Genomic DNA, 20,374 nt, shown 5'->3' with positions numbered 1-20,374 from the left:
TACAGATAAGGTAAACGATTTCGAAATGCCTCTCACTTAACAAGTGAGAGGCATTTCTTCTTTTTATTAAGTAAAGAAATTAGAAGGAAAATAGCGCATTCATAATTAGAAAAGAATGTACATTGAACAATCCTCATATACGAGTATTGTTCAGAAAAAAACAGTTAATTTCACTTACCGTATTAATAGCTATAAACAAATACTCTACCAATAATAAGCATCAAGGCGACAATATATTAATTCCAAGTATCCTTCCAGTAGAATCTAAACGAATGTATACTGGATCTTTTAAAAGGTGAGCATTATATATAAAATTTTTATAAGTGGATATTTCGATATATTCTTCACCAGCTAAACATTCTAAAATGATGACCTCTCCGTATTCTCTCCAATTGATCAGTTTTGCATAAGTAATCATTGTGAAGGCCTCCTTTATAAAGTAGTTTATGAGATTTATGTATGAATGGAATGAGTAAGATGCACAGGAAAAAGAAAATGAACACTTTAAATAAAAATACATAATATATCTGTATATAGAAAAACAATAGAAAGGAGACTATCAATTGGCTTGTATAAATAAAAATTGTTTTGATATCTGTTTAGAAACAAGAACAAATCCAAATGGTGGAGTGGAGCTTGTTGTGAAATGTAATGATGATTGTTCATCTGATTTTAACGTTCTACCTTTTCAAGCTTGTTTTGATACAACTTTAAATAATGATTTCACGTATTCAACGGAATTGGTTGCTTTAATTAAGAGATAGATTCAGTCTCTATTAATTTGTTAAAAATGATTATTGTGCCGTTCCCCTAATTTTTCTAAGGCATATTGTGTTCATAGATGTTATTAGAAAGGAGGAGAGACTATGGCATGTACGACAAACAATATTTGTTTTAATGTCTGTCTTGTTATTACCATTACACCTGGTAATGGTGTAGAATCCGTTGTAAATTGTGGAAACTTATGTGGGACAAGTCCAACAATTATAGTAACACCTTGTGGATCTGTTGTGATTACATTACCACTTGTTGCATGTTTCGCAATCACATTAAATGATGACTTAGGTGTGGCTTCCCAACTTACAAGTCTTTCATTCTAAGTATGATCGTTCATACAAATAGAAGACGCTCATATGGTTGTCTTCTATTTGTATACGAAATGGAAAAACATTATTTTGGAAAAACAGCGGTTTCAATTTGGAGGGGCATATAGTGAAACAGAAATCTTTCATACAAATAACGATGGATCTTATAGATGTAGGGTTTTTACCCACTTATCAAAAAAGGCATAAGAAAAAATATAACTAATTTCAAAGGACCCTACGTTAAATGCAGAGGAACCCGCCAACTAAATGACCTAAAAATCCACGCTAAGACAAACTCAATAGGAGTCCCATCCATATTTCATAGTTTTTACACGTATTTCGACTGATCTGTAGCATAAAAAGGCCATAAAAAAAGAGCGGTTGTGAACTGCCCCCCAATTGTTAGACACATAATCTAATAATTGGGGGACAGTTTTTTTATGGACTTATATTTTTGTTTGGGGGAGAAATAAAGAGAAGCTTCTATCAGTGGCGTTTTTAATCTCCTACTTATTTTCTTCGTTTCTTACCTTTCATTTTGAATATAAAGGTGTTATATCAATCCGATAAAAAGATAAACGGCAGTTCCCCAAATAAACAAGGCAGAGCATTTATTGAATATATTGATTAAACTACCTGTACTATCTAGATTTTTTATAACCGTACCAGCGAGCGTTAATCCAAAGAACCAAATCCAAGATACTGTAATACATGCAATTGCGAAAAAAATTTGTTCTGTTCCGGCATATTTTAATGCACTTGTTCCAATAACAGCGACGGTATCTAAAATGGCATGAGGATTTAATAGAGAAACTGATAAAGCAAAAATCACTTGTTGACGAATCGATAATGCTTTGTTTGATTCATTCGTTGTTGGTTTAGACTTCCAAATAACATATCCCATGTAGAGTAAAAATAAGATTCCTACAATCATTAGATTAAGACGTAGCCATTGAAATTGCAAAACGATAACGGATAGTCCAAAGACAGCTAAAAGAATTAAAAATGTGTCACATAGTGCAGCCGTAATAGTAGCCGGAAGTGCTCGAATGAATCTTGGCTGTGTGGCTCCTTGTGAAAATACAAATATATTTTGTACTCCTAAAGGTAGAATAAGTCCGAATGCTAAAATAATTCCATGAATCATGGCTTCCATATCATCAACTCCCTTTCCATTCCTATCGTACTATGATACAACTAAAAGAAAACAACCAATTGGATGGTTTCTTATCCACCCAATTTAAGGGGGAATTATATGAAGTGGAAACCAAACCGTTATTCTCACTTGACTGTTCAAGAACAAATCGTAGATTGGATAAAATCTCATATTGAACGAGGAGATTGGACTGTTGGTACAAAGATTCCAACACAACGCCAACTAGCAACGCAATTTCATGTGAATAGAAGTACTGTGCAACTTGCACTTGATGAATTAAAGGCGGATGGTTTGCTTGAATCAAAAATGGGATCAGGGGTATTTGTGGCTAATAATTCGTGGAATGTACTTTTAAATAAATCTCAACCGAATTGGCAGCAACACATTGAATCAAGTATTCATAAGCCAAACTATCATACGATTCAACTCATCAATGAATACGAGCAAATGGATCATATTATTCGTCTTGGAACAGGCGAATTATCACCAGAATTACTCCCAACAAAACAAATTGAACAGTCATTAAAAGAAATTTCAATTGATTCAAAAGCAATTGGTTATTCATCACCACAAGGAAATAAAAAGCTGCGAGATGTTTTATGTAACCATTTAAAAAAACGTGGTATTCAAACAACGCCAGAGAACATTTTAATTGTTTCAGGTGCACTTCAAGCACTGCAATTCATTGCATTTGGATTATTAGAAGAGGGTTCCATTGTTTTTCAAGAACAATCTTCTTATTTAAATTCTGTGCATCCTTTTCAATCCGCTGGAATGCGTATGATTTCAATTTCGAGGGATGCTAGTTTAACGAACAATTTACGGACACTCAAAAGAAAAAGACAATCTTTATTTTACTGTGTACCAACATTACACAATCCAACAGGATATAATTGGTCAATGGAAGAAAAGAAACAACTATATAATGTGTGTAAAGAGCTACAAATCCCGATTATTGAGGATGATGTATATCACGAACTGTTATTTGAATCCTCTTCTCCTGCCATAAAATCGATTGATACATCAGGCCAAGTGCTTTATATCGGTAGTGTATCTAAAACACTGAGTCCTGGATTACGAATTGGTTGGGTGGTTGCACCTTCACCTGTAATTGAGCGATTGGCTGATATAAAAATGCAAACAGATTATGGTTCTAGTGCTTTTTCTCAAGAAATCGTCTCATATTGGATATCGTCAGGGTTATATGAAAAGCACCTAATTCAACTTCGTGAACAATTAAAAAGAAGGGCTACATTTGTAGAAGAAATATTAGAACAGCAATTTCAAAAAGTCGCTACGTGGAAAAATCCTGAAGGTGGTTTTTATATATGGCTCAGGTTTCATGAGCCTATTGTAAATAAGGCGTTATTTCTAAAGTTACTGAATCAAAATGTTTTAATCAATCCAGGGTATATTTATCAATCAAGTGATTTACATCATATTCGTCTTTCCTATGCCTATGCACCATTGGAAGAATTAAAAAAAGGATTGAGTATTTTGTTAGAACTCATCCAACATCATATGGATTAATGATGAATGATATTTTAAATGAAAATGTTTATTATATTTCTTTATATGTAGCAAAAGCGAAAAAGAGACGGTGAAATACCATCCCTTTTTCGCTTTTGTACATTTACATATCGTTTTACAATTAAGAAGTTTGAAATGAAAGGCTTGTTAGCTGAGAGTCAACGCTTAAATCATCATTTAAAGTAATAGAGAAACATGCGATTAACGGTAGTGTAATGATAATGGATCCAGTTGGACTAATTTCAATTGATGGGCTATTTCCGCATATCCCGTCACAATTTACTAAACTGGATATACCATTTCCAGGGGTAATTGTGATAACAAGACAGACATCAAAACAAATGTTATTCGTCGTACATGCCATAATTTTTCCTCCTTTCTAATAGCATCTATGAGTACGATATGCATGAAAATATTTGATGGAACGGCAAAAAATAAAAATAAAAGATTAGCCCAATATCTCTCTTACTTTTGTATACATAATAAATATTTCTTATAAAAAATAGACGTTTATTTTATACGCTATCGATTCCATTTGTATATAGTAATTTAGTAGCGTGTATTTTTTATAAAACAAATGCGAAGAGAGGATGGTGGAAGGGAATGAAAAAGTCATTAACGGCAATTATTGTATGCAGTAAGCACGTTTATACATTGGAGGAAGTAATTAAAAATGTGAAGCAACTAAATCCTGTTGAAATAATCATATTATGTTCTCGTTCACAGCGTGAAGTGATTGAAATTTCTAAGAAATATCATTGTTTAACTGTCTTTGAAAATACATCTGAGACGAAATATAATGATTATTCCTCTGCTTTAGAGATTGCAAAGGGGGATGTTTGTTTCGTTTTACATGGCAGCTTTCTTTTATCATCCGAACAAATGAATGATTTTTTAGTACCTATTCTTTATGATGATACGGACGCGGTTTTAAATAAACTAGATGGGATTCTTCATATAGGAAAATATCAAAACTTACACATTGTATGGCGCAAAGTATTAAATGAATTTTTAGGTCGCCCAGACTTGAAGAGTAATTCATTACTTTCTCTTCCATTTGCTCTTACAAAAGAAGTGGTGACAAGCATTGGCTATGACACTTTTAAAAACCTACTTCTATCACATATACAATTATTAGAACAAGGCTGGCGTATTCGTCATCATTGTGCTCTTCATACATTATGTGCTGAAGAACTACTAGAAGAAAGCGGTTTATATAAGGATTGTTTATCAAAAGAGGAAAGTCTTGAAGTGAAGCGGTATCTACTAGCAATTTCAAACTGGGTAAGAGGGCGTAATGTTCGAGGGGGATTTACAGATGGAGGAAAGCGAAGAGATATCATTGAACAATTGCAGCGTGATCAGTCGTTTCCTTTTTATCAAAAAGGCTCTGGAATGCGATCTGCCCTTTATAATAAGAACCAACTTTCTGTTATCATTCCAGCACAAAATGAAGAAAAGACAATAGAACGCGTGATTCATGAGATAAGAAAACTAGAACCATTCGAAGTGATTGTTGTTGTAAATGGTTCTAGTGATCAAACGGCAACCATTGCTTCAAGACTGGGGGCGACAGTGATTGAATATACAGAATCACTCGGGCACAATGTTGGGCGAGCAGTCGGTGCATTTGCATCCACAGGAGACATTCTTTTATTTGTAGATGCGGATTTCAGCATTCCTGCCAATGATCTATCCCCATATGTGCTAGCAGTGGCCAAAGGGACAGATGTCGCTTTAAATCATTTAACATCTAGTTTAAAGCCCCCATTTCATATTGTTGATATTTTAAAGTATATGTTAAATCTGTCTTATAATCGTCCTGATTTAAGTAATGGTTCATTAGTAGCGATTCCACATGCAATAAGCAGAAAATGTATAGAAGGGATTGGGTGGGAAAGCCTAGTATGCCCGAGCTTTGCGCAAGTAAAAGCGATTTTAAAAGGTTACAAAGTGGAATGTGTTCATTATGTAGACGTTATTAAACCAAACCGCTTTCGTTTGAAAGAGCACTTTAGTAAAGGCGGGCATCCCCCTGCAGTATTAAGAATAATGGGGGATCATATCGAGGCACTTTCCTATTTAATAAAAAAACAAAATCTTTCACATGAATGATTTTTCAGTGTGTTATCAATCCTTTTTAGCATTTATAACACACTGAATCACATTATGGATCAATGTGAAGTCTCTATTCCTTTCTGAGTAATAAGATAAGAAATCCCTTCTACATGATCCCCAATAATTTGTTGCGTCGCTAAAGAAATCCCCTTATTTTTAGAAAAATGCTTTTCTGGGCGAACACGATTCATTGTATCAACAGAAACAGAATGAACATTTTTTATACGGAAACCTTCTAGTATTGCTTTCACTTGACTATAGACTGGACAAACAAGTGAAAGATAACCGATTTTTTCAATACAATTACGGCTAAAAGCATGCGGAACTGCAATCGTAGATCCCATCCCTAAATCTTTGCGGGCACACGCTACATTCACAGCATATTTACAAGCTGTAACAATGGAATAAGGAAAACGATACATGTGGTAGGAATCTAAGTTGTTTAAGGCTAAATCGACGCCATTTTGTACAGCTTGCACAAATGGTAATAAATCGTACTTCGGAATGACGAAATCTCCGTCGACAAATAATAATATATCTCCTTTTGAAAAATAGGCACCAATCGCACGCCCTGTATCATTTCCGAGTGCTTCTTCATAACTGATCACAGTGGCACCGCATTTTTTCGCAATTTCTTCCGTACGATCTGTTGTTCCATTAATTACAACAATGATTTCTAACGGTTCTAATTTCTTTAATTCTTGAATAACAGCCTTTATTGTCTTTTCTTCATTTTGAACAGGAATGATAATAGAAAGCTGCTTTCCGCCATAAAGCTTAGAGAATGTTTGCTTACCTATCGTGATTTTTGGAGGATATTTTAACTGTCGAGAGATGAAATCAGCAGCAAGATCTCGCCGACGCTTTCCATCAGTATATTTAGCTCTAGAGCATTGCGAGCTATGAAGATGATTGGCGATTGCTTCTATATAATGATGGATCATTCTTTTTTCATCGAGAGAGAATTCGTTATCATGAAATTTCGTATGGAAAGGAGAATGAGAATCAACTTCCACATGATGAGCGATACGAAAGTTATGATGGATTACTTTTTGTTCTGCTAGAATGGGATTTAATAATGAGTCAAGGCCGATTGTCTCAATCACAGCTCTCGTTATTCCATAAGGCAATGATAAAAAAGAATCGATATTTAAATCAGGACGATGAAAAATATGATTTACTACTTGTTGCCATATACTGATTGTATTAGGGCGCTCTTTCTTATAAAAAATCTTATTTACATTATTCAATACTACATCTGCCTCATCTTTCAATAATGGTTCAAGAAATATATAGAATACAGAAGAGGAAATGATAGATTGCGGGTCTAAAAATAATAAGACATCTCCATTTGCTTCTTCTGCACCTATTACTTGACGGTTGTTGCAATGGAGAGTTTCATCCACCTCTATGATCTTAACAAGTTTATTTTCCGTAATATGATGTGGGAGAGTAGCATTTTTATTTACGACACAAATGATTTCTAGCGGATGTAGCTGGTGACAAGATAGGAATATGTTTATTAATGAATTCGAATGATCATAGCCAGGGATTATAATAGAAATAGATTTTTCTGACATAGGAATTCTCCTTTTATAACGAGAAAGAGGTTATTTGTTAGGTTCTTCCTTATGATTACTTGTTACGTTCAGATCTTTAGATAAACTAGCACTGAGAAGGCTATTTAAAACATTCATATCTAGCTTAACAGGTGTCCCATTTCCCGATGCGTTGTTCGTAGTATTTTGTTTTTCATTTAACATTGTTTTTATATTTTGGATTTCTTTTTGCTGTTGTAACAAGAGAATAAATCCTCCAAGAATAAATAAAAAGGAAAGGGCAGAAAAAACAAGAAGAGCCTGTAACATCGAATCATCTCCTTTTTAGAAAAGTAATCTTTTTAACTATATGCAGCCTTTTTAGAAAAGTTACAATTGGATATTAAGCATTTTTGTAGAAATCCATTATTTTGTCATATCATCTTTCAATTCTTTCTATATTCTTTAAATATGAAAAGCTTCTGATTAGTAAATGTTAAATTCGGTGATACTAATATACATTGAACCATTACAACAAAGGATGATGCAGATGATTTTTATTTATACAGATTTTGGTGGGACACATACAACTTCGCTTGCTGCAGCGTATCACTTAAATCAGCTACCAACGGACCGAAAACTAACAAAAGAAGAAATTTTAAATGTAGAGTATTTCAACAAACTAAAAACTTCAGATATGGGGAAGATTATTTTTCGCGGGAGAGACGAGCTGGGAAATCCTGTTTACACAGTTGGTCATGGAGCATCCAAAGTAGTTGTACCTGCAATGAAGCATTTGGCGGAGATTCTTCAACAACAATACCAAAATAACGAAAAAATTATCTTTTCGAATACATCACCAACTGTACCGTTACCAATGACATTCGGGGGCTTATTTTCAAGAAGGTTACATATTGATTTTATAGGTGTCCCATTACTTGTATGGGGAGCAAAACTTTGTTGTGATAACATACAAAGGCTTGTTGCGTATACAAAAGAAGCTGGAAACATGACAAATGATTCTGTTGTTATTTTAGAAAATGAAAATTTTGGATAAATCTCTTATTTAAGGGAATTGAGTACGTAAATCGATTGATCGGCAAAGTAATACAAAACAGGCAGGGGAAACATATCGTAAATTTGAAGAATGGATTTCTAACCTTGTATCAGATCTTGCAAAATATGATAAAAGAATTCAAGATAGAATGATTGCTTTTGCTGAAGAATAGGGACGATACATAAGAGAGAGTAGCAAATGCCATAAAAGATGGATCCAGTCAAAAGCTACTTGGAAATAGAGAGGAGATAGCAAGCAACTCAAACTGTAATAGAAAAAGGACATGAGCGAATCCGTATTAATATATTTGAAAAAGCACAGGATGAATAGAAATCCTGTGCTTTTGTTATAGAAGTTCAACTTTCTTTCGAATCACAATCTTATCCATTTCATCTTCTTCATCACCGATAAACAAGCCACGTTCTTTTAAGTATGTTTCAAAATATAAATCCGCCTCTGCTCGTTCATCATAAGGTTTGATAGATAAAACAAACCCTACTTTATTTTGAGTCTCTAAATGAGATGTCGAAATATAAGCCGGAATGTTATGGCGCAAGAAGAGTTCCTTAACAGGAATAATCATGTCTTTCATAAGTTTAAATAACATGTTCATTTCAAATTCAAAATTAAAGCGATCAATACTGGATAAATCTGCAAATACAACACCAATAAAACCTGTATTAAATACTTCTTGGTATTCCACTTCTTGATCCGTTTTACCATAAAAATTCTTTTCGATTAAATAATTTTTAAAATAAGCAATACCATCGGTTTGTTCAAACAGCTTTGTAGAAAGAACGAAACCGATTTTCTTTTGTTTATGTAAATATACGCAAGATATATATGCTGCAACTTCATGCTCATGAAATAGAGAACTTGTTGCTTCAGCAAGACCATCTAATACGTGATGGACAATTTGCAACTTTTTTCGGGAGAAATAATAAGATTTTTTTTGTAATTCCAATGTATCAATAAAGACAGAGCCAATAAAACCTGTATTTGAGATAGTCGGTGTATGCTTTTTTCTTCCTCTGCGCTTCTTTTGAGCCATTGTAAAAATCATCCCTTCAAGTACAAATAAAATAACAAGAACACTTGTTCGTATATTTATATTCTACTATTTTATTGCGCTAAAGTAAAGGATTTTCCGACGAAAAACAACAAAAAAGACACCTATAAAAAGGTGTCTACATGCAATAGGGAAGGAGAATCTTCCCTATTTATGTTCAATTTATACTATGAAACAGAGACAAGTTCTTCTGCATCGTCTACATCTAAATGACAATCCATTGTACGTACATCTTGATCTTCATGACTTCCAAAATAAATAGTAATTTTCATATGTATCGCTCCTTTATTCTAGGAATACCTAAAATAATTACTAGTAATGTTACTGCTTATTATATACCACTTTTTTCATTTCGACAATCTTATCGTATTTATAAATTCATTTCATCATCTTTGAAGAAATGGAACAGTATTCGAATAGAAGTATACGGGGAACAGAAAACATTTTTTAGAAACAAGGAAATCGTATATGTGGATTTTGTATCTTTCATTTCTTTTTAAATTACAGAAAGCGTTGCTATTATGAACGGTATTTGCTAAAATTTCACAAAAGGTATTTTGTAAAATTTTAGCAAACGAAATACTTTTTCTATATATACTTATGAAAAGAGGGAACAATATGAATATATTAACTGCTATACCCCGTATTTATATTTCTAACTTGCAACCGCATCTTGATTTCTACAAATCTTTATTAAAACAAGAACAGCCTCATGAATTTCAAGTAAATGAAACAAAAGTAGTTAGATTCTCTAATGTATTATTGATTGTAGATGAAAATCACATAGCGACACGTCATATTGCAGCAACGCTCGTGACAGATACCATTCAATTTGCTAAACAATTTATTGTAAAGCATGGAGGTGATATTCTTACAGAACCTATTTCAGTTCCAACGGGAATAAAAATGATTGCGCGCCATCCTGATGGAAATATATTTGAGTATATTGAGCCGAAATAGAGATATTGAAGAAGTTTTATGAAAAAAGAGAGAAGGAAGCCAATAATGATGCTTGAAAAAAGAAAAATAGAAGTTGTCCCATATAATCCAAAATGGAAAGATGAGTTTCAAAAACAGTAGAAGGCTTAGCAGCTAAACCAATTCTTGATATTGATGTTGTTATTGAAAGCAACGATCTGTTACCAAATATTATCAATCGATTAGAAAAAGAAGGGTATAAACATCAAGGGAATTTAGGGGTAGAAGGGCGTGAAGCTTTTCAAAGAAAAGATGAAGAGAGTGGAATGAAGTACCACCTTTACGTTTGCCCACAGGACGGGAAAGGATATTTAGAACACATGGCACTGCGAGATTATTTATCTGCTAATGAACGAGCGCGAAAAGAATATGAAAAACTAAAATATCAGTTAGCTACCATCTATTGTTATAACATAGATGGTTATTGTGAAGGGAAAACGGATTTTATCAAACAAATCTTAAACGATACGATATATATAAACAAACTAAAGTGGATAAAAGAAACATAAGGAAATTCGATTAACTGTACATAAGGAAAATATACAGGCTGGTCAAGTTTATAACGAAGAACAAGTCTATTACTTCCATGTCTAAAATTTTGTTGCAAGAAAGTGTGAAAAAAATACTTTGAGTAAATATTATATACACAAAGTAACTCCATTTATTTTTAAATTAGTTGTCAAAATAACTATGAAAAATAGGCATCTAAACAAGGTACATCACCCACTGATAGGTCATATTTTGTTGGTGTACGTATTAGTTTATAGATCAGTCCTATTGAGTCGAGAAAAAATAGAAAGCGACATAGCTAAATTTTTAATGAATAAATGGAGGGCATCAATATGAACGAGTTTCAACAAGAACTGCAATCGTTAAGTCTTAACGATTATCAACCTGGTAATGTAGTGTATTGGGATCAACAAAATCAATATCCATATTATTATATGCAAGAGGACGCTCGTCGCTGCGGTGGGTGTGGGCGTTGTGGAGGTTGCGGTCGCTGCGGCGGACGTTGTTTCGGCTGCTTTGGTTGTTTCGGTTGTTTTAATTGCTGGAACTGGTGGTTTTTCATTTAATTTCTAATCTTCATGGAGTCATTATAGGAAAGAAAAGTGAAACATATGTAAAATACTTTTCTTTCCTTATTTTACCCATATATTATGAAATTTATCATTAGTAACCTTAACAAAATTAGGGTATAGCTACTTATAAGGAAATATAAAGGAGTTGAATTTCATGAAGAAACAGCCAAATAAAAAGAAAAAAGAACTTTTTACAAAAGAAATAAGTACGGAACAAAACGCAGTTTATAGTGATCCAAAAGATGCAGCAAATATGCAGACAGTTCCTCATCCGAAAGATTATGAGGAGATTGAATACTAAATATCCGACTTTTTCAGGAATGAAATATACATCTTAAGCCCTATAACAATTACAAAATGGTTTGATATGATATATACATAAGCATTTGAAGATGCCTTATCTTAACAAACTTTTTTCAACAACCGTATATAATCTACAAAAAGACGTTTCCTACAATGAGGCGTCTTTTTGTCTGTTTTTACACAACATTATTTCCATTTTCCTGTTCGTATCTCCCAACTAAACATGGATATACTAAATCGTGAAAAACATATCACTAAAAGAAGGGACAGTTAGCATGAAACAAACAACGATTAACCCATGGCTTATTGTCTTAGGTACAATCGTGGTACAAATTGGTCTCGGTACAATTTATACATGGAGCTTATTTAATCAACCTTTAGTAGATAAATTCGGTTGGCCACTTCATGCTGTAGCAGTTACTTTTTCTATTACCAGCTTTTCATTATCATTTTCAACCCTATTTGCAGGTAAATTACAACAAAAAATAGGACTTCGCAAATTAATTGCAGCTTCAGGAATTATTCTTGGATTAGGATTGATACTTAGTTCCCAAATCTCTTCTTTATTTTTACTCTATATATTAGCTGGTGTAGTGGTCGGTTATGCAGACGGAACAGCATACATTACATCATTATCAAATTTAATAAAATGGTTTCCCAATCGCAAAGGTCTCATCTCAGGGATCTCTGTTTCGGCTTACGGAATGGGAAGTTTAATTTTTAAATATATAAACATTAAGTTAATCGATACAGTTGGTGTATCACAAGCTTTTTTATACTGGGGCATGATCGTTTTACTTTTCATTTTAGTAGGATCTTTCTTTTTACATGAAGCACCTACGAATGAGACGATTACTCAAACTGCGAATAATAACTACACACCTAAGGAAATGTTACGTACAAATCAAGGATATCTTTTATTTTTTATGTTATTTACTTCCTGTATGAGTGGGTTATATTTAATCGGGATGGTAAAGGATATCGGTGTTCAACTTGTAGGACTTAGCGCTGCAAATGCCGCAAATGCCGTTGCTATGATTGCTATTTTTAATACAATGGGAAGAATTATTCTCGGAACGCTATCTGATAAAATCGGCAGATTAAAAATCGTTTCAGCTACGTTTGTAATCATTGGATTATCTGTTTTTGTTCTAAGTTTTATGCATTTAAATTATCCGATTTATTTTACATGTGTAGCAAGTGTAGCTTTTTGTTTCGGAGGAAATATTACTATTTTCCCAGCTATCGTAGGAGATTTTTTTGGCTTGAAACACCATAGTACAAATTATGGAATTGTTTATCAAGGATTTGGGTTCGGGGCACTTGCTGGTTCATTTATTGGCGCTTTACTAGGCGGATTTCAGCCAACTTTTATTACAATTGGGGTTCTTTCTATTCTTTCTTTTATTATTGCTATTTTCATTCGCCCTCCAACTCAAAAGAAGAAAAAAGAGGTGCAAAAGCTTTATCGAAAACCTGCATAATCTTCTTATCAAAATAGCCCTTTTGAGCGAGGGCTATTTTAAATGGATTTTTTCATTTGAATTTCATACACTCTAAAAGCAAATGATACATTACAAACTTGTAATGTTTATGTCATCTTCTTCGATCGTATAAATAAATCATCCTTTATATAATGAAATTATAATTTATAAAAAGGGGAGATACATATGAATGAAGTAATCGGTGAAGTAGTCATTGGTTTATGCGAATTTGTTGCTGAAGTTTTCGCTTATGGGAATACAGAACAAGAGAAGAAAGAAAAAGAACAACTATGATATTACATATAATTGAAATGTGGAGTGGTTATTTAAAGTTGAGGGAGGAGGGGATAATCTAAAAAATGATCCTTCAGAAAACTTGCAGTCTATCATTTTTTATTCTAAAGATACAAAGAGAAGAAAAATTTCTTCTCTTTGTATAAAACAGTAGTTATTTTGGATTAAACAACATAAGATTTTAACCACCATGATTCCCATGTGCATATTGAACAGCATCAATAGCTTTTTGCGTTTCTGCAGGGGATTGAGCACCAAACATTAAAGTCAAAACAGTAATTATACCGACTAAACCAAAGAATGTTTTTTTCATTTTAATGCCTCCTTTTCAAAAACTTTTTTTCCTGCTTGAGAACTTGAGTAAAAATAATGACTTGCTTTAACATGGTTATTTTCTTTATAAAATGTAGCAGCAAGATTTTCTTCATATTCTTTGATGTATTCAAAAAGTTCTTGCTCTTTAAAATATGATACGCCTTCTAGCACTATTTTTTCAAGCGCTTCGCCAGGAAAATCTGCATTTTCCCCTTTAAATGAACACTCATAGTTTCATCCTCATCCTCTTTGTATACTGTGACGTACCTTAATAAATATCATATCAGAAATTAGGTAAAAATAAACCCATTATATACCATTTTTAAAGAATAACAAGAAAAATCAGTTTATTTAAAAATAATTTGTTATTACACAATTAATCACCTCTCATATGCAGACGTTGGTAGTACACAACAATATTTTTGCAGAAAGCAGCAACCTATACTTATGAAGGCGGAAGCAGTATGAAGGCAATCAGACTTATTTAGAAAAGAGGAATTGGCAGGAGACAAACATCCTGTATACTGTTTTAATTTTTTGATGAACAATAAAATTTGTTCACTGGGCATTCGAGCATGCTGAAGATGAAGCATATTTCCTTTTCTGATTTCTAACTCATTTGAGAGTAGGTTTGCAAACGTTGGAAAGATTAATTGAACCCTCTAAGATCATTATTGAAGAAGATTTAAGGGAAAGAACAACTTAAAGGGAATTATAAATTACCAGAAAATGAAATCGAACTTGCAATAAAAAAATCATTCGAAGATTTAGATTTTCGTTTAGAAGGAGGAGAAACTGTTAGAGAAGTGCAATATAGATCACTACCGATTATATTTAAAATTATTGAAAAGTCAACTTTTACAAATGTAGCTATAGGTACCCATGGGAATATTATGGCTTGTATAATAAATTATTTTAATAATTCGTTTGGATACGATTTTTGGAAATTTTTGGAAATCTACAGAAAAAACCCGATATCTATAGGTTAACATTTAATTTCTGTGACAAAAATAATATTTTAGATTCAAAGAAAGGTTTTGAGAAGAAGTCATCACAGTAGAAGTTTCTAATATTTATTTGGTGTAACTCAGTGCAAAAATCTTAAATAATATAAAGAAGAGGAAAATGAAATGTTTAAACATACAACTTGTTTGATAAAGAATAATGATAGATTTTTACTTTTAAATAGAAACAAACAACCTTCAATGGGTGTATGGAATGGTGTTGGTGGAAAAATAGAAGAAAATGAAACTCCTGAAGAATGTGTAATTAGGGAAACTTACGAAGAAACTGGGATTCATTTAGAAAATGTGACATATGTAGGAAATGTGGTATTGGAAAGCGAATATGGTTCATCGGGTATCTATGTTTTTATATCTGAAATATCTGATGGTATCCAATTAAAAACCCCTGTTAATGTTGAAGAAGGAATATTAGATTGGAAATCAATCGAATGGATTTTAGACGAAAATAACCAAGGAATAATCAGCCACTTGAAGAGATATTTACCGTTGATTTTAGAAGGGAAATATGGTTTAGAACATATCTTTTATTATAATGGCTACTCTATCTTAGATTATAAATCAATTGTAATTTCTAAAAATGAAATTCATAAGAAATATAAAATTTGAACAAAAGATTCCAAACACCATAATACGTATAACAAATTTATGTCGAAAAAGGAAGTAACGACAAAGGAGACAAATTCAATCCAACTATGGGATTTACATGAACCAATCCACGGACTAGGTCCCGTTGATAAAGAGATAGATAAAAGAAGAGACTGGTATTACCCTAAATACGGTCAAATATAAAGGTATTATTACAATAATTATAGCAATTTGGTTGGGACTTTTGTGTCATAAACCTGCGACATAAAAGTCCCAACTTGATGAACATGCGACACAAAGTTGCCAACTTAGTAGAAAATTCATGTAAGTAATGATACTGTTTGTCTAAGATATTTAAGACTTAAAAACATGCTGAACAGCACATGGAATTAACAATAGCCGCTTTTATTCTACTTTTTATGTATTTTAAGCTGAATTTCATTTCCTTATTAAAATTAAATGATTAGTCGAAATTACACGTAAGTATATTAGAATGCAATATATGTTAAGTAAATAGGGGGAGAAAAAGATGAAAACTCGATTTCACCACATTGTAAGAGGTGTTCTCATTAAAGACGGAAAACTTTTAATAGCACATTTTAAAGGGCATCATTCTTTTTGCCAATGGAGATACATTACATTACGAAATTAATCATATTTTTAAAGTTGAAAGTAATAAATTGAAAATTGAAACTCCTCCTAAATCTAGGGAGTCTCATCTGGATTTTTATTGGATTACACCAAGTGAAGATAATCTAAAAAGATATAACGTCATGCCAAATACCGCTGTGCAAAGCTTGATGAAAAAAATTCAAGAACACGATATTGAATCATATTGGGTTAGTACACTTTAACTTCCTAGGCATTCATAATAGAAAATAATACGCTTGATGGAAAAATGAAATTTTATCATCAAAAAGAAAACGCGATATAGTGACTATAAAAATCCAATGCAACAAGCGATTGAGAAATTAAATATACGACACCGTATGATATAAACATACAAATAGTTCGTCAGTCATGTAAAAAACCTTAGAATCAATCAAACAGATAAAGGCTAAAAATAAAAATTCATTAATGTTGGTCTTTATCTGTTCGTAAAAGTAGGGAGATTTGTGTCGTTGGACAAAAAGCAGGAGTGACTTATTTTCTTATCATTTTTCTAGTTAACATAATATATATTATAGGTAGTTATGAAAATGAAGTGTTCACTTGTCTCTAAATACAAGTAAACTATACAAAATGAGATGAAAAAGAAATATTCCGATGAGATTGTCTTTTTATGATGACTTATATATGCTTAAAGATTTTCTGTATAAATTCCGAATGGCCGAGTCTATAAACATAAGCCGGCATAAAATCAATCGCAAGAAAACATTGCAGAAATGACACGTATAATATCATTTTTATGTATAAGTTATGTGTACGATCTCAAAATTTGTATGTATTTTAGTCCGTTTATGTGTTAATCATTCAGTATGCTTGATTCATTCTTCTATATGTTAATTGTTGTAAATGTCATCCTAGTTAACATAATGTTCATTTGGTTCGTAAAAAAACTTCCGCTTTATCAGGAAGTTTTTAATATACAACTTGAATTTGATTGCAAGTAATTTTCTTTATAAAATCTTGATTAGACAGTTTGCTCTTTTGCCTTATTAAATGCATAATATCTTCATTCCGATTAAAATACATGATTTTTCGATCTTCATTGCGATATATATCAGTAAGTTTTTGTAATTTAGTTGTATTTTGATGTTGGCCGTAATCTATTTGTAGTAATGTCTCATTACTCATGATGTATACATTGTAATCTTTATTTCTACCTAACAAACAAGCTTGCTCTACATATGAGAACAAATCATGATCGATACCGATAAATGTAATCGAAAATGTACCAGGTAAACGATTTAGTACGCATGCGGTCCATAGTAAAGAGATTTCTCCGCGATTTTTATCATTCTTGTTTACAAAAAAACTAATGTAGTCATCTAAAATAATATTTTCAGCGTGTTGGAATGATCTTCTAGCCTTTCGTACCGTGTCTCGTAACGGCTGTATACAAGTAAATGCTTGTTCACTTGCTCCTAAAAACTCTCGCTTTGCACCTGTAACATCAAAATCAACTTTAAGCAAATCATATAATTGCTGTTCTTCGACATATAAAATCGTTTTGAAATGCTGTAAATATTTCATATATCGCTGCTCTACATCCTCAATTAGCCGCATTTCTTTCGCGATTACATCTGTGATTAAAACAGGTGTATCTTGAACTTTCTTTAAAAATAACCTTTCATCATATCGGAAGTATGCCTTTTCATGAATCGAAATGGCAGATGTATCGTAAAGATAAACGTGCTGCTTTTCAATAATCGTATCAATAATTGTTTCTAAATCTGTTATAAAATGTGTATGTTGCTGTATGAAGCTTTTTAATGTTGGAGATGTCAATCAACTGCATCTCCTTTCATAGTATGAAAATAGCGCGTTATTTCTTCAAGAACTTGTTTATTTGCCTGTTGTGCAGCCTCTGGTAATGTATACTTTTGCATCATCATTTCGATTTTTCCGAAATGAATGACATTACTTCGTTCAATCATATATGAATCAATCCCAAGTGCTTCAAATTCTTTATGATAATCAAATTTTTGATCAAAATATTCTTTGATTGTGGCATAATCGATTAACTGTAACTCATATAAGCGAATCAATATCGCCTTAAATGGCGCTTTAAAACGGCTCATGCATAAAAAAATTTTTTGCAATGTTGTTTCTTCGTTTTTCTCAAAGCTATTATAAAAGTTTATTAATTCATGTTCATCCATTAATAGTAACGAAGCGAAATAATCAGCTTTTCTTTCAGTATGATTTGTATCTAGCCCTGCATGAACAATGTGGATTTTCTTTTCTAATTCTTGAAGTGAAATTAAATGATATAATTCATGAAGTAAACTAAAGTTTTGATAAATTCTGGGTTGATATGTATTCACATAGCAAATATATTTCTCTGTATCTGTAGAGCGAATAAAACCACCTAAAGACTGGTCTTGGATCGGTGCTTCAATCAAGAAATGTTGCATAGCAATATATTTTTTCGCACCTTCAATTATTGTCCAGCCTTTTGGATGGTAATGTTGCAAATACTTTCTCAGTAAGTTTTCTACTTCGGATTTAATGATGTTATTTTCTTCAATAATTTTAGGGAGATCCGCGAAATGAAGCTCAGGCATGTGATTCACCTCTGCTGTAAATTTCGATAAGATCACAAAGCTTTGTTAATTGATGTAACCCCTCTTCCCCGCTTTCTGATAGCATTTCCCCTGCTGAAAATAAAAAGGCATGTTCTTCTTGTTTTTCAGAAACATAATGAAAAGCATCTTCCATAAAAAATGTATGTTCATGTCCTAAGGCTTCAGCTAAGTGTGCAGCAAAATCATAAATTCCATTCATTCTTTTTCCATTTAGATAATCTGAAAAATTGGATTCAGACATTCCCAAACGTTTGGCCAAACGTTTTCTTTTTAATCCTTCACTTTCGATATACTGATTCATATTTTGAATAATGTACTGTAAATTCATGTTTCTCACTTCCTTTCTTTATGTCTATAAGTTTATTATACACTCTTCCTCTGTTTCAAATCCATTTGTAACGAATTATTTTCCTTCAAAATACATTTCTTTTTAATTGAATTCGTATTTTTTTAAAAATAATTCTCTTAAAACGAATAACAAATACTTAATGTTAACTATGTATTTCTTGTATTTATAGACAAATTCCTATATAAACAAGTTAATAATCCTGTATATTTTATGAACAAAAGCCACGCAAACGAGTTATCTGTGTGGCTTTTGTTTTACTTGGTAAAGTTGTTATCAAATAATCGATGCGTAGCAATTCTACCATCATTTCTCTATCCAGTTTAATAACTGCTTATAATGCCTTTTGGCGTCTTCATATCCAAGATTATATAAATGAATCAACTTATCCTTATTTCTTTCAATTCCGCTCACAGGAAGATGAAGGCTTGGTTGAATGATAAAAAAGTTACCGTTCTGTTTAGGAGAATTCATATAAGAAATGGTATCATTATACAATTGATAATGTTCTGCTAGAAGATTTGCGACTTTCGGATAGCGTCTATATAAACATTTCACCATTTTCGAAAATGGATTGGGATGCTTTCGATATCCTGCTGGCTTTGTCATAATGACAACATTTTTTTGAAATCCATCATCTTGTGCCTTACGAACAGGAATAGGATCAATAATTCCCCCATCTAACAATTTTCTTCCTCCATACTCTACAGCAGGCGCAATAAATGGTAAAGAACTTGAAGCACGAATGATTTTTAATATATCATTCCCATGCTCATGTTTATTGTAATACAGCGCTTGTCCGGATTCACAGTCTGTCGTTCCAATTACAAACTGCTCCTTTGCATTCATAAAGGCTTGAAAATCAAATGGTACAAGTTTATTTGGCACTTCATCAAAAAGAAAATCCATACCAAATAATTCCCGCTTTTTAATAAAGTTTCGATATGATATATAACGATGGTCGCATACTAATTCTATATTTACTTTTTTATTTCGTCCTTTTTGTCTTGATAAATATGTTGCTCCCATGCATGCTCCTGCAGAAACGCCTACTACATAAGGAAAAAATAAAACATTCTCCATAAAATATTCAAGCACACCTGCAGTATATAAACCTTTCATTCCTCCGCCCTCTAATACTAAACCGATATTTTTCAT

24 protein-coding genes and 2 pseudogenes are annotated in these 20,374 nt (G+C 32.5%); 14 read left to right on the top strand and 12 right to left on the bottom strand.

The genetic code is table 11. The annotated features are described in order from the left end of the window. Positions 1–220: 220 nt before the first annotated feature. Positions 221–418, bottom strand: a complete 198-nt coding sequence (locus MR056_RS03165; protein WP_087098735.1) for a hypothetical protein — start codon at positions 416–418, stop codon at positions 221–223. Between the two features lie 145 nt (positions 419–563). Between MR056_RS03165 and MR056_RS03160 the strand changes: the two genes are divergently transcribed. Together MR056_RS03160 and MR056_RS03155 are read left to right on the top strand one after the other, a co-directional pair. Further along, complete coding sequence (locus tag MR056_RS03160) at positions 564–764, top strand: hypothetical protein (protein ID WP_041809739.1); 201 nt, start codon at positions 564–566, stop codon at positions 762–764. A 102-nt stretch (positions 765–866) separates the two neighbouring features. After that, positions 867–1,100, top strand: coding sequence for a hypothetical protein (locus MR056_RS03155; protein WP_087094958.1), 234 nt, complete (start codon positions 867–869; stop codon positions 1,098–1,100). A gap of 538 nt (positions 1,101–1,638) precedes the next feature. On the opposite strand, the gene MR056_RS03150 is transcribed toward MR056_RS03155, so the two are convergent. Further along, positions 1,639–2,241: a LysE/ArgO family amino acid transporter gene (locus MR056_RS03150; RefSeq protein ID WP_087098733.1), complete on the bottom strand. Its 603-nt coding sequence runs from the start codon at positions 2,239–2,241 to the stop codon at positions 1,639–1,641. Between the two features lie 99 nt (positions 2,242–2,340). Between MR056_RS03150 and MR056_RS03145 the strand changes: the two genes are divergently transcribed. After that, positions 2,341–3,771 (top strand): aminotransferase-like domain-containing protein, encoded by a 1,431-nt coding sequence (locus MR056_RS03145; protein WP_012094351.1) that lies wholly within the window; start codon positions 2,341–2,343, stop codon positions 3,769–3,771. Between the two features lie 121 nt (positions 3,772–3,892). Here the strand turns inward: MR056_RS03145 and MR056_RS03140 are convergent, their stop codons facing one another. Next, positions 3,893–4,135 (bottom strand): hypothetical protein, encoded by a 243-nt coding sequence (locus tag MR056_RS03140; protein WP_012094350.1) that lies wholly within the window; start codon positions 4,133–4,135, stop codon positions 3,893–3,895. A gap of 239 nt (positions 4,136–4,374) precedes the next feature. Between MR056_RS03140 and MR056_RS03135 the strand changes: the two genes are divergently transcribed. Next, a complete protein-coding gene (locus MR056_RS03135) occupies positions 4,375–5,886 on the top strand; it encodes a glycosyltransferase family 2 protein (protein WP_012094349.1) in 1,512 nt (503 codons plus the stop codon). A gap of 59 nt (positions 5,887–5,945) precedes the next feature. Here the strand turns inward: MR056_RS03135 and MR056_RS03130 are convergent, their stop codons facing one another. Together MR056_RS03130 and MR056_RS03125 are read right to left on the bottom strand one after the other, a co-directional pair. After that, complete coding sequence (locus tag MR056_RS03130) at positions 5,946–7,469, bottom strand: glycosyltransferase (RefSeq protein ID WP_012094348.1); 1,524 nt, start codon at positions 7,467–7,469, stop codon at positions 5,946–5,948. A 30-nt stretch (positions 7,470–7,499) separates the two neighbouring features. Next, a complete protein-coding gene (locus tag MR056_RS03125) occupies positions 7,500–7,757 on the bottom strand; it encodes a hypothetical protein (RefSeq protein ID WP_012094347.1) in 258 nt (85 codons plus the stop codon). A 220-nt stretch (positions 7,758–7,977) separates the two neighbouring features. Here MR056_RS03125 and MR056_RS03120 point away from each other — a divergent pair, with 220 nt between their 5' ends. Then, complete coding sequence (locus MR056_RS03120) at positions 7,978–8,484, top strand: DUF3189 family protein (protein ID WP_012094346.1); 507 nt, start codon at positions 7,978–7,980, stop codon at positions 8,482–8,484. A gap of 22 nt (positions 8,485–8,506) precedes the next feature. After that, positions 8,507–8,814: pseudogene (locus tag MR056_RS22530) on the top strand (hypothetical protein); the annotation flags it as partial. Positions 8,815–8,830: 16 nt separating this feature from the next. On the opposite strand, the gene MR056_RS03115 reads toward MR056_RS22530, so the two are convergent. Beyond that, entirely contained in the window at positions 8,831–9,535 is a 705-nt protein-coding gene (locus tag MR056_RS03115) for a hypothetical protein (protein ID WP_012094344.1), read from the bottom strand. Between the two features lie 636 nt (positions 9,536–10,171). On the opposite strand from MR056_RS03115, the gene MR056_RS03110 reads away from it, so the two are divergent. From MR056_RS03110 to MR056_RS03090, 5 genes are all read left to right on the top strand, one after another. After that, a complete protein-coding gene (locus MR056_RS03110) occupies positions 10,172–10,513 on the top strand; it encodes a VOC family protein (protein WP_012094343.1) in 342 nt (113 codons plus the stop codon). Between the two features lie 140 nt (positions 10,514–10,653). Beyond that, a complete protein-coding gene (locus tag MR056_RS03105; protein ID WP_308806026.1) occupies positions 10,654–11,040 on the top strand; it encodes a GrpB family protein in 387 nt (128 codons plus the stop codon). 318 nt (positions 11,041–11,358) lie between these two features. After that, the gene (locus MR056_RS03100; RefSeq protein WP_087098732.1) at positions 11,359–11,607 is read left to right on the top strand and encodes a heterocycloanthracin/sonorensin family bacteriocin; all 249 of its coding nucleotides are present in this window, start codon (positions 11,359–11,361) and stop codon (positions 11,605–11,607) included. Positions 11,608–11,767: 160 nt separating this feature from the next. Continuing rightward, complete coding sequence (locus MR056_RS03095; protein ID WP_048722993.1) at positions 11,768–11,914, top strand: hypothetical protein; 147 nt, start codon at positions 11,768–11,770, stop codon at positions 11,912–11,914. Between the two features lie 277 nt (positions 11,915–12,191). Then, on the top strand, positions 12,192–13,400 hold the full coding sequence (locus MR056_RS03090; protein WP_012094340.1) for an L-lactate MFS transporter: 1,209 nt from the start codon (positions 12,192–12,194) through the stop codon (positions 13,398–13,400). A gap of 475 nt (positions 13,401–13,875) precedes the next feature. On the opposite strand, the gene MR056_RS03085 is transcribed toward MR056_RS03090, so the two are convergent. Together MR056_RS03085 and MR056_RS03080 are read right to left on the bottom strand one after the other, a co-directional pair. After that, positions 13,876–14,007 carry a Phr family secreted Rap phosphatase inhibitor gene (locus MR056_RS03085; protein ID WP_087098730.1) on the bottom strand — a complete coding sequence of 44 codons (132 nt, stop codon included), beginning with the start codon at positions 14,005–14,007 and terminating at the stop codon, positions 13,876–13,878. Continuing rightward, positions 14,004–14,180: a hypothetical protein gene (locus tag MR056_RS03080; protein WP_472926855.1), complete on the bottom strand. Its 177-nt coding sequence runs from the start codon at positions 14,178–14,180 to the stop codon at positions 14,004–14,006. The genes MR056_RS03085 and MR056_RS03080 overlap by 4 nt, the downstream gene beginning before the upstream one ends. A gap of 563 nt (positions 14,181–14,743) precedes the next feature. Here MR056_RS03080 and MR056_RS22525 point away from each other — a divergent pair. The 3 genes and pseudogenes from MR056_RS22525 to MR056_RS03070 all read left to right on the top strand — a co-directional run bounded on the left by MR056_RS22525 (position 14,744) and on the right by MR056_RS03070 (position 16,473). Continuing rightward, positions 14,744–14,998, top strand: a complete 255-nt coding sequence (locus tag MR056_RS22525) for a histidine phosphatase family protein (protein ID WP_087098727.1) — start codon at positions 14,744–14,746, stop codon at positions 14,996–14,998. A 141-nt stretch (positions 14,999–15,139) separates the two neighbouring features. Continuing rightward, positions 15,140–15,640 carry an NUDIX hydrolase gene (locus tag MR056_RS03075; RefSeq protein WP_087098725.1) on the top strand — a complete coding sequence of 167 codons (501 nt, stop codon included), beginning with the start codon at positions 15,140–15,142 and terminating at the stop codon, positions 15,638–15,640. Positions 15,641–16,148: 508 nt separating this feature from the next. Then, positions 16,149–16,473: pseudogene (locus MR056_RS03070) on the top strand (NUDIX hydrolase). Positions 16,474–17,200: 727 nt separating this feature from the next. On the opposite strand, the gene MR056_RS03065 reads toward MR056_RS03070, so the two are convergent. The 4 genes from MR056_RS03065 to MR056_RS03050 all read right to left on the bottom strand — a co-directional run bounded on the left by MR056_RS03065 (position 17,201) and on the right by MR056_RS03050 (position 20,374). Beyond that, the gene (locus tag MR056_RS03065; RefSeq protein ID WP_048722990.1) at positions 17,201–18,070 is read right to left on the bottom strand and encodes a hypothetical protein; all 870 of its coding nucleotides are present in this window, start codon (positions 18,068–18,070) and stop codon (positions 17,201–17,203) included. Beyond that, complete coding sequence (locus MR056_RS03060) at positions 18,067–18,849, bottom strand: ImmA/IrrE family metallo-endopeptidase (RefSeq protein WP_012094336.1); 783 nt, start codon at positions 18,847–18,849, stop codon at positions 18,067–18,069. Before MR056_RS03060 ends, MR056_RS03065 begins: the two co-directional genes overlap by 4 nt. After that, complete coding sequence (locus MR056_RS03055) at positions 18,842–19,198, bottom strand: transcriptional regulator (RefSeq protein ID WP_012094334.1); 357 nt, start codon at positions 19,196–19,198, stop codon at positions 18,842–18,844. Before MR056_RS03055 ends, MR056_RS03060 begins: the two co-directional genes overlap by 8 nt. 324 nt (positions 19,199–19,522) lie before the next feature. Continuing rightward, complete coding sequence (locus MR056_RS03050) at positions 19,523–20,374, bottom strand: patatin-like phospholipase family protein (protein ID WP_242136515.1); 852 nt, start codon at positions 20,372–20,374, stop codon at positions 19,523–19,525.

Origin of the sequence: Bacillus cereus group sp. BfR-BA-01360 (assembly GCF_022663595.1) — a bacterium.
Lineage (GTDB): Bacteria > Bacillota > Bacilli > Bacillales > Bacillaceae_G > Bacillus_A > Bacillus_A cytotoxicus.
This window is presented reverse-complemented; position numbering and strand designations above follow the sequence as displayed.

Bases quoted from the DNA above. Each gene is read 5' to 3' on its own strand.
- MR056_RS03165 (WP_087098735.1), bottom strand. From the start codon at position 418: ATGATTACTTATGCAAAACTGATCAATTGGAGAGAATACGGAGAGGTC.
- MR056_RS03155 (WP_087094958.1), top strand. From the start codon at position 867: ATGGCATGTACGACAAACAATATTTGTTTTAATGTCTGTCTTGTTATT.
- MR056_RS03150 (WP_087098733.1), bottom strand. From the start codon at position 2,241: ATGGAAGCCATGATTCATGGAATTATTTTAGCATTCGGACTTATTCTA.
- MR056_RS03145 (WP_012094351.1), top strand. From the start codon at position 2,341: ATGAAGTGGAAACCAAACCGTTATTCTCACTTGACTGTTCAAGAACAA.
- MR056_RS03140 (WP_012094350.1), bottom strand. From the start codon at position 4,135: ATGGCATGTACGACGAATAACATTTGTTTTGATGTCTGTCTTGTTATC.
- MR056_RS03135 (WP_012094349.1), top strand. From the start codon at position 4,375: ATGAAAAAGTCATTAACGGCAATTATTGTATGCAGTAAGCACGTTTAT.
- MR056_RS03130 (WP_012094348.1), bottom strand. From the start codon at position 7,469: ATGTCAGAAAAATCTATTTCTATTATAATCCCTGGCTATGATCATTCG.
- MR056_RS03125 (WP_012094347.1), bottom strand. From the start codon at position 7,757: ATGTTACAGGCTCTTCTTGTTTTTTCTGCCCTTTCCTTTTTATTTATT.
- MR056_RS03120 (WP_012094346.1), top strand. From the start codon at position 7,978: ATGATTTTTATTTATACAGATTTTGGTGGGACACATACAACTTCGCTT.
- MR056_RS03115 (WP_012094344.1), bottom strand. From the start codon at position 9,535: ATGGCTCAAAAGAAGCGCAGAGGAAGAAAAAAGCATACACCGACTATC.
- MR056_RS03110 (WP_012094343.1), top strand. From the start codon at position 10,172: ATGAATATATTAACTGCTATACCCCGTATTTATATTTCTAACTTGCAA.
- MR056_RS03100 (WP_087098732.1), top strand. From the start codon at position 11,359: ATGGAGGGCATCAATATGAACGAGTTTCAACAAGAACTGCAATCGTTA.
- MR056_RS03095 (WP_048722993.1), top strand. From the start codon at position 11,768: ATGAAGAAACAGCCAAATAAAAAGAAAAAAGAACTTTTTACAAAAGAA.
- MR056_RS03090 (WP_012094340.1), top strand. From the start codon at position 12,192: ATGAAACAAACAACGATTAACCCATGGCTTATTGTCTTAGGTACAATC.
- MR056_RS03085 (WP_087098730.1), bottom strand. From the start codon at position 14,007: ATGAAAAAAACATTCTTTGGTTTAGTCGGTATAATTACTGTTTTGACT.
- MR056_RS03075 (WP_087098725.1), top strand. From the start codon at position 15,140: ATGTTTAAACATACAACTTGTTTGATAAAGAATAATGATAGATTTTTA.
- MR056_RS03060 (WP_012094336.1), bottom strand. From the start codon at position 18,849: ATGCCTGAGCTTCATTTCGCGGATCTCCCTAAAATTATTGAAGAAAAT.
- MR056_RS03055 (WP_012094334.1), bottom strand. From the start codon at position 19,198: ATGAATTTACAGTACATTATTCAAAATATGAATCAGTATATCGAAAGT.
- MR056_RS03050 (WP_242136515.1), bottom strand. From the start codon at position 20,374: ATGAAAAATATCGGTTTAGTATTAGAGGGCGGAGGAATGAAAGGTTTA.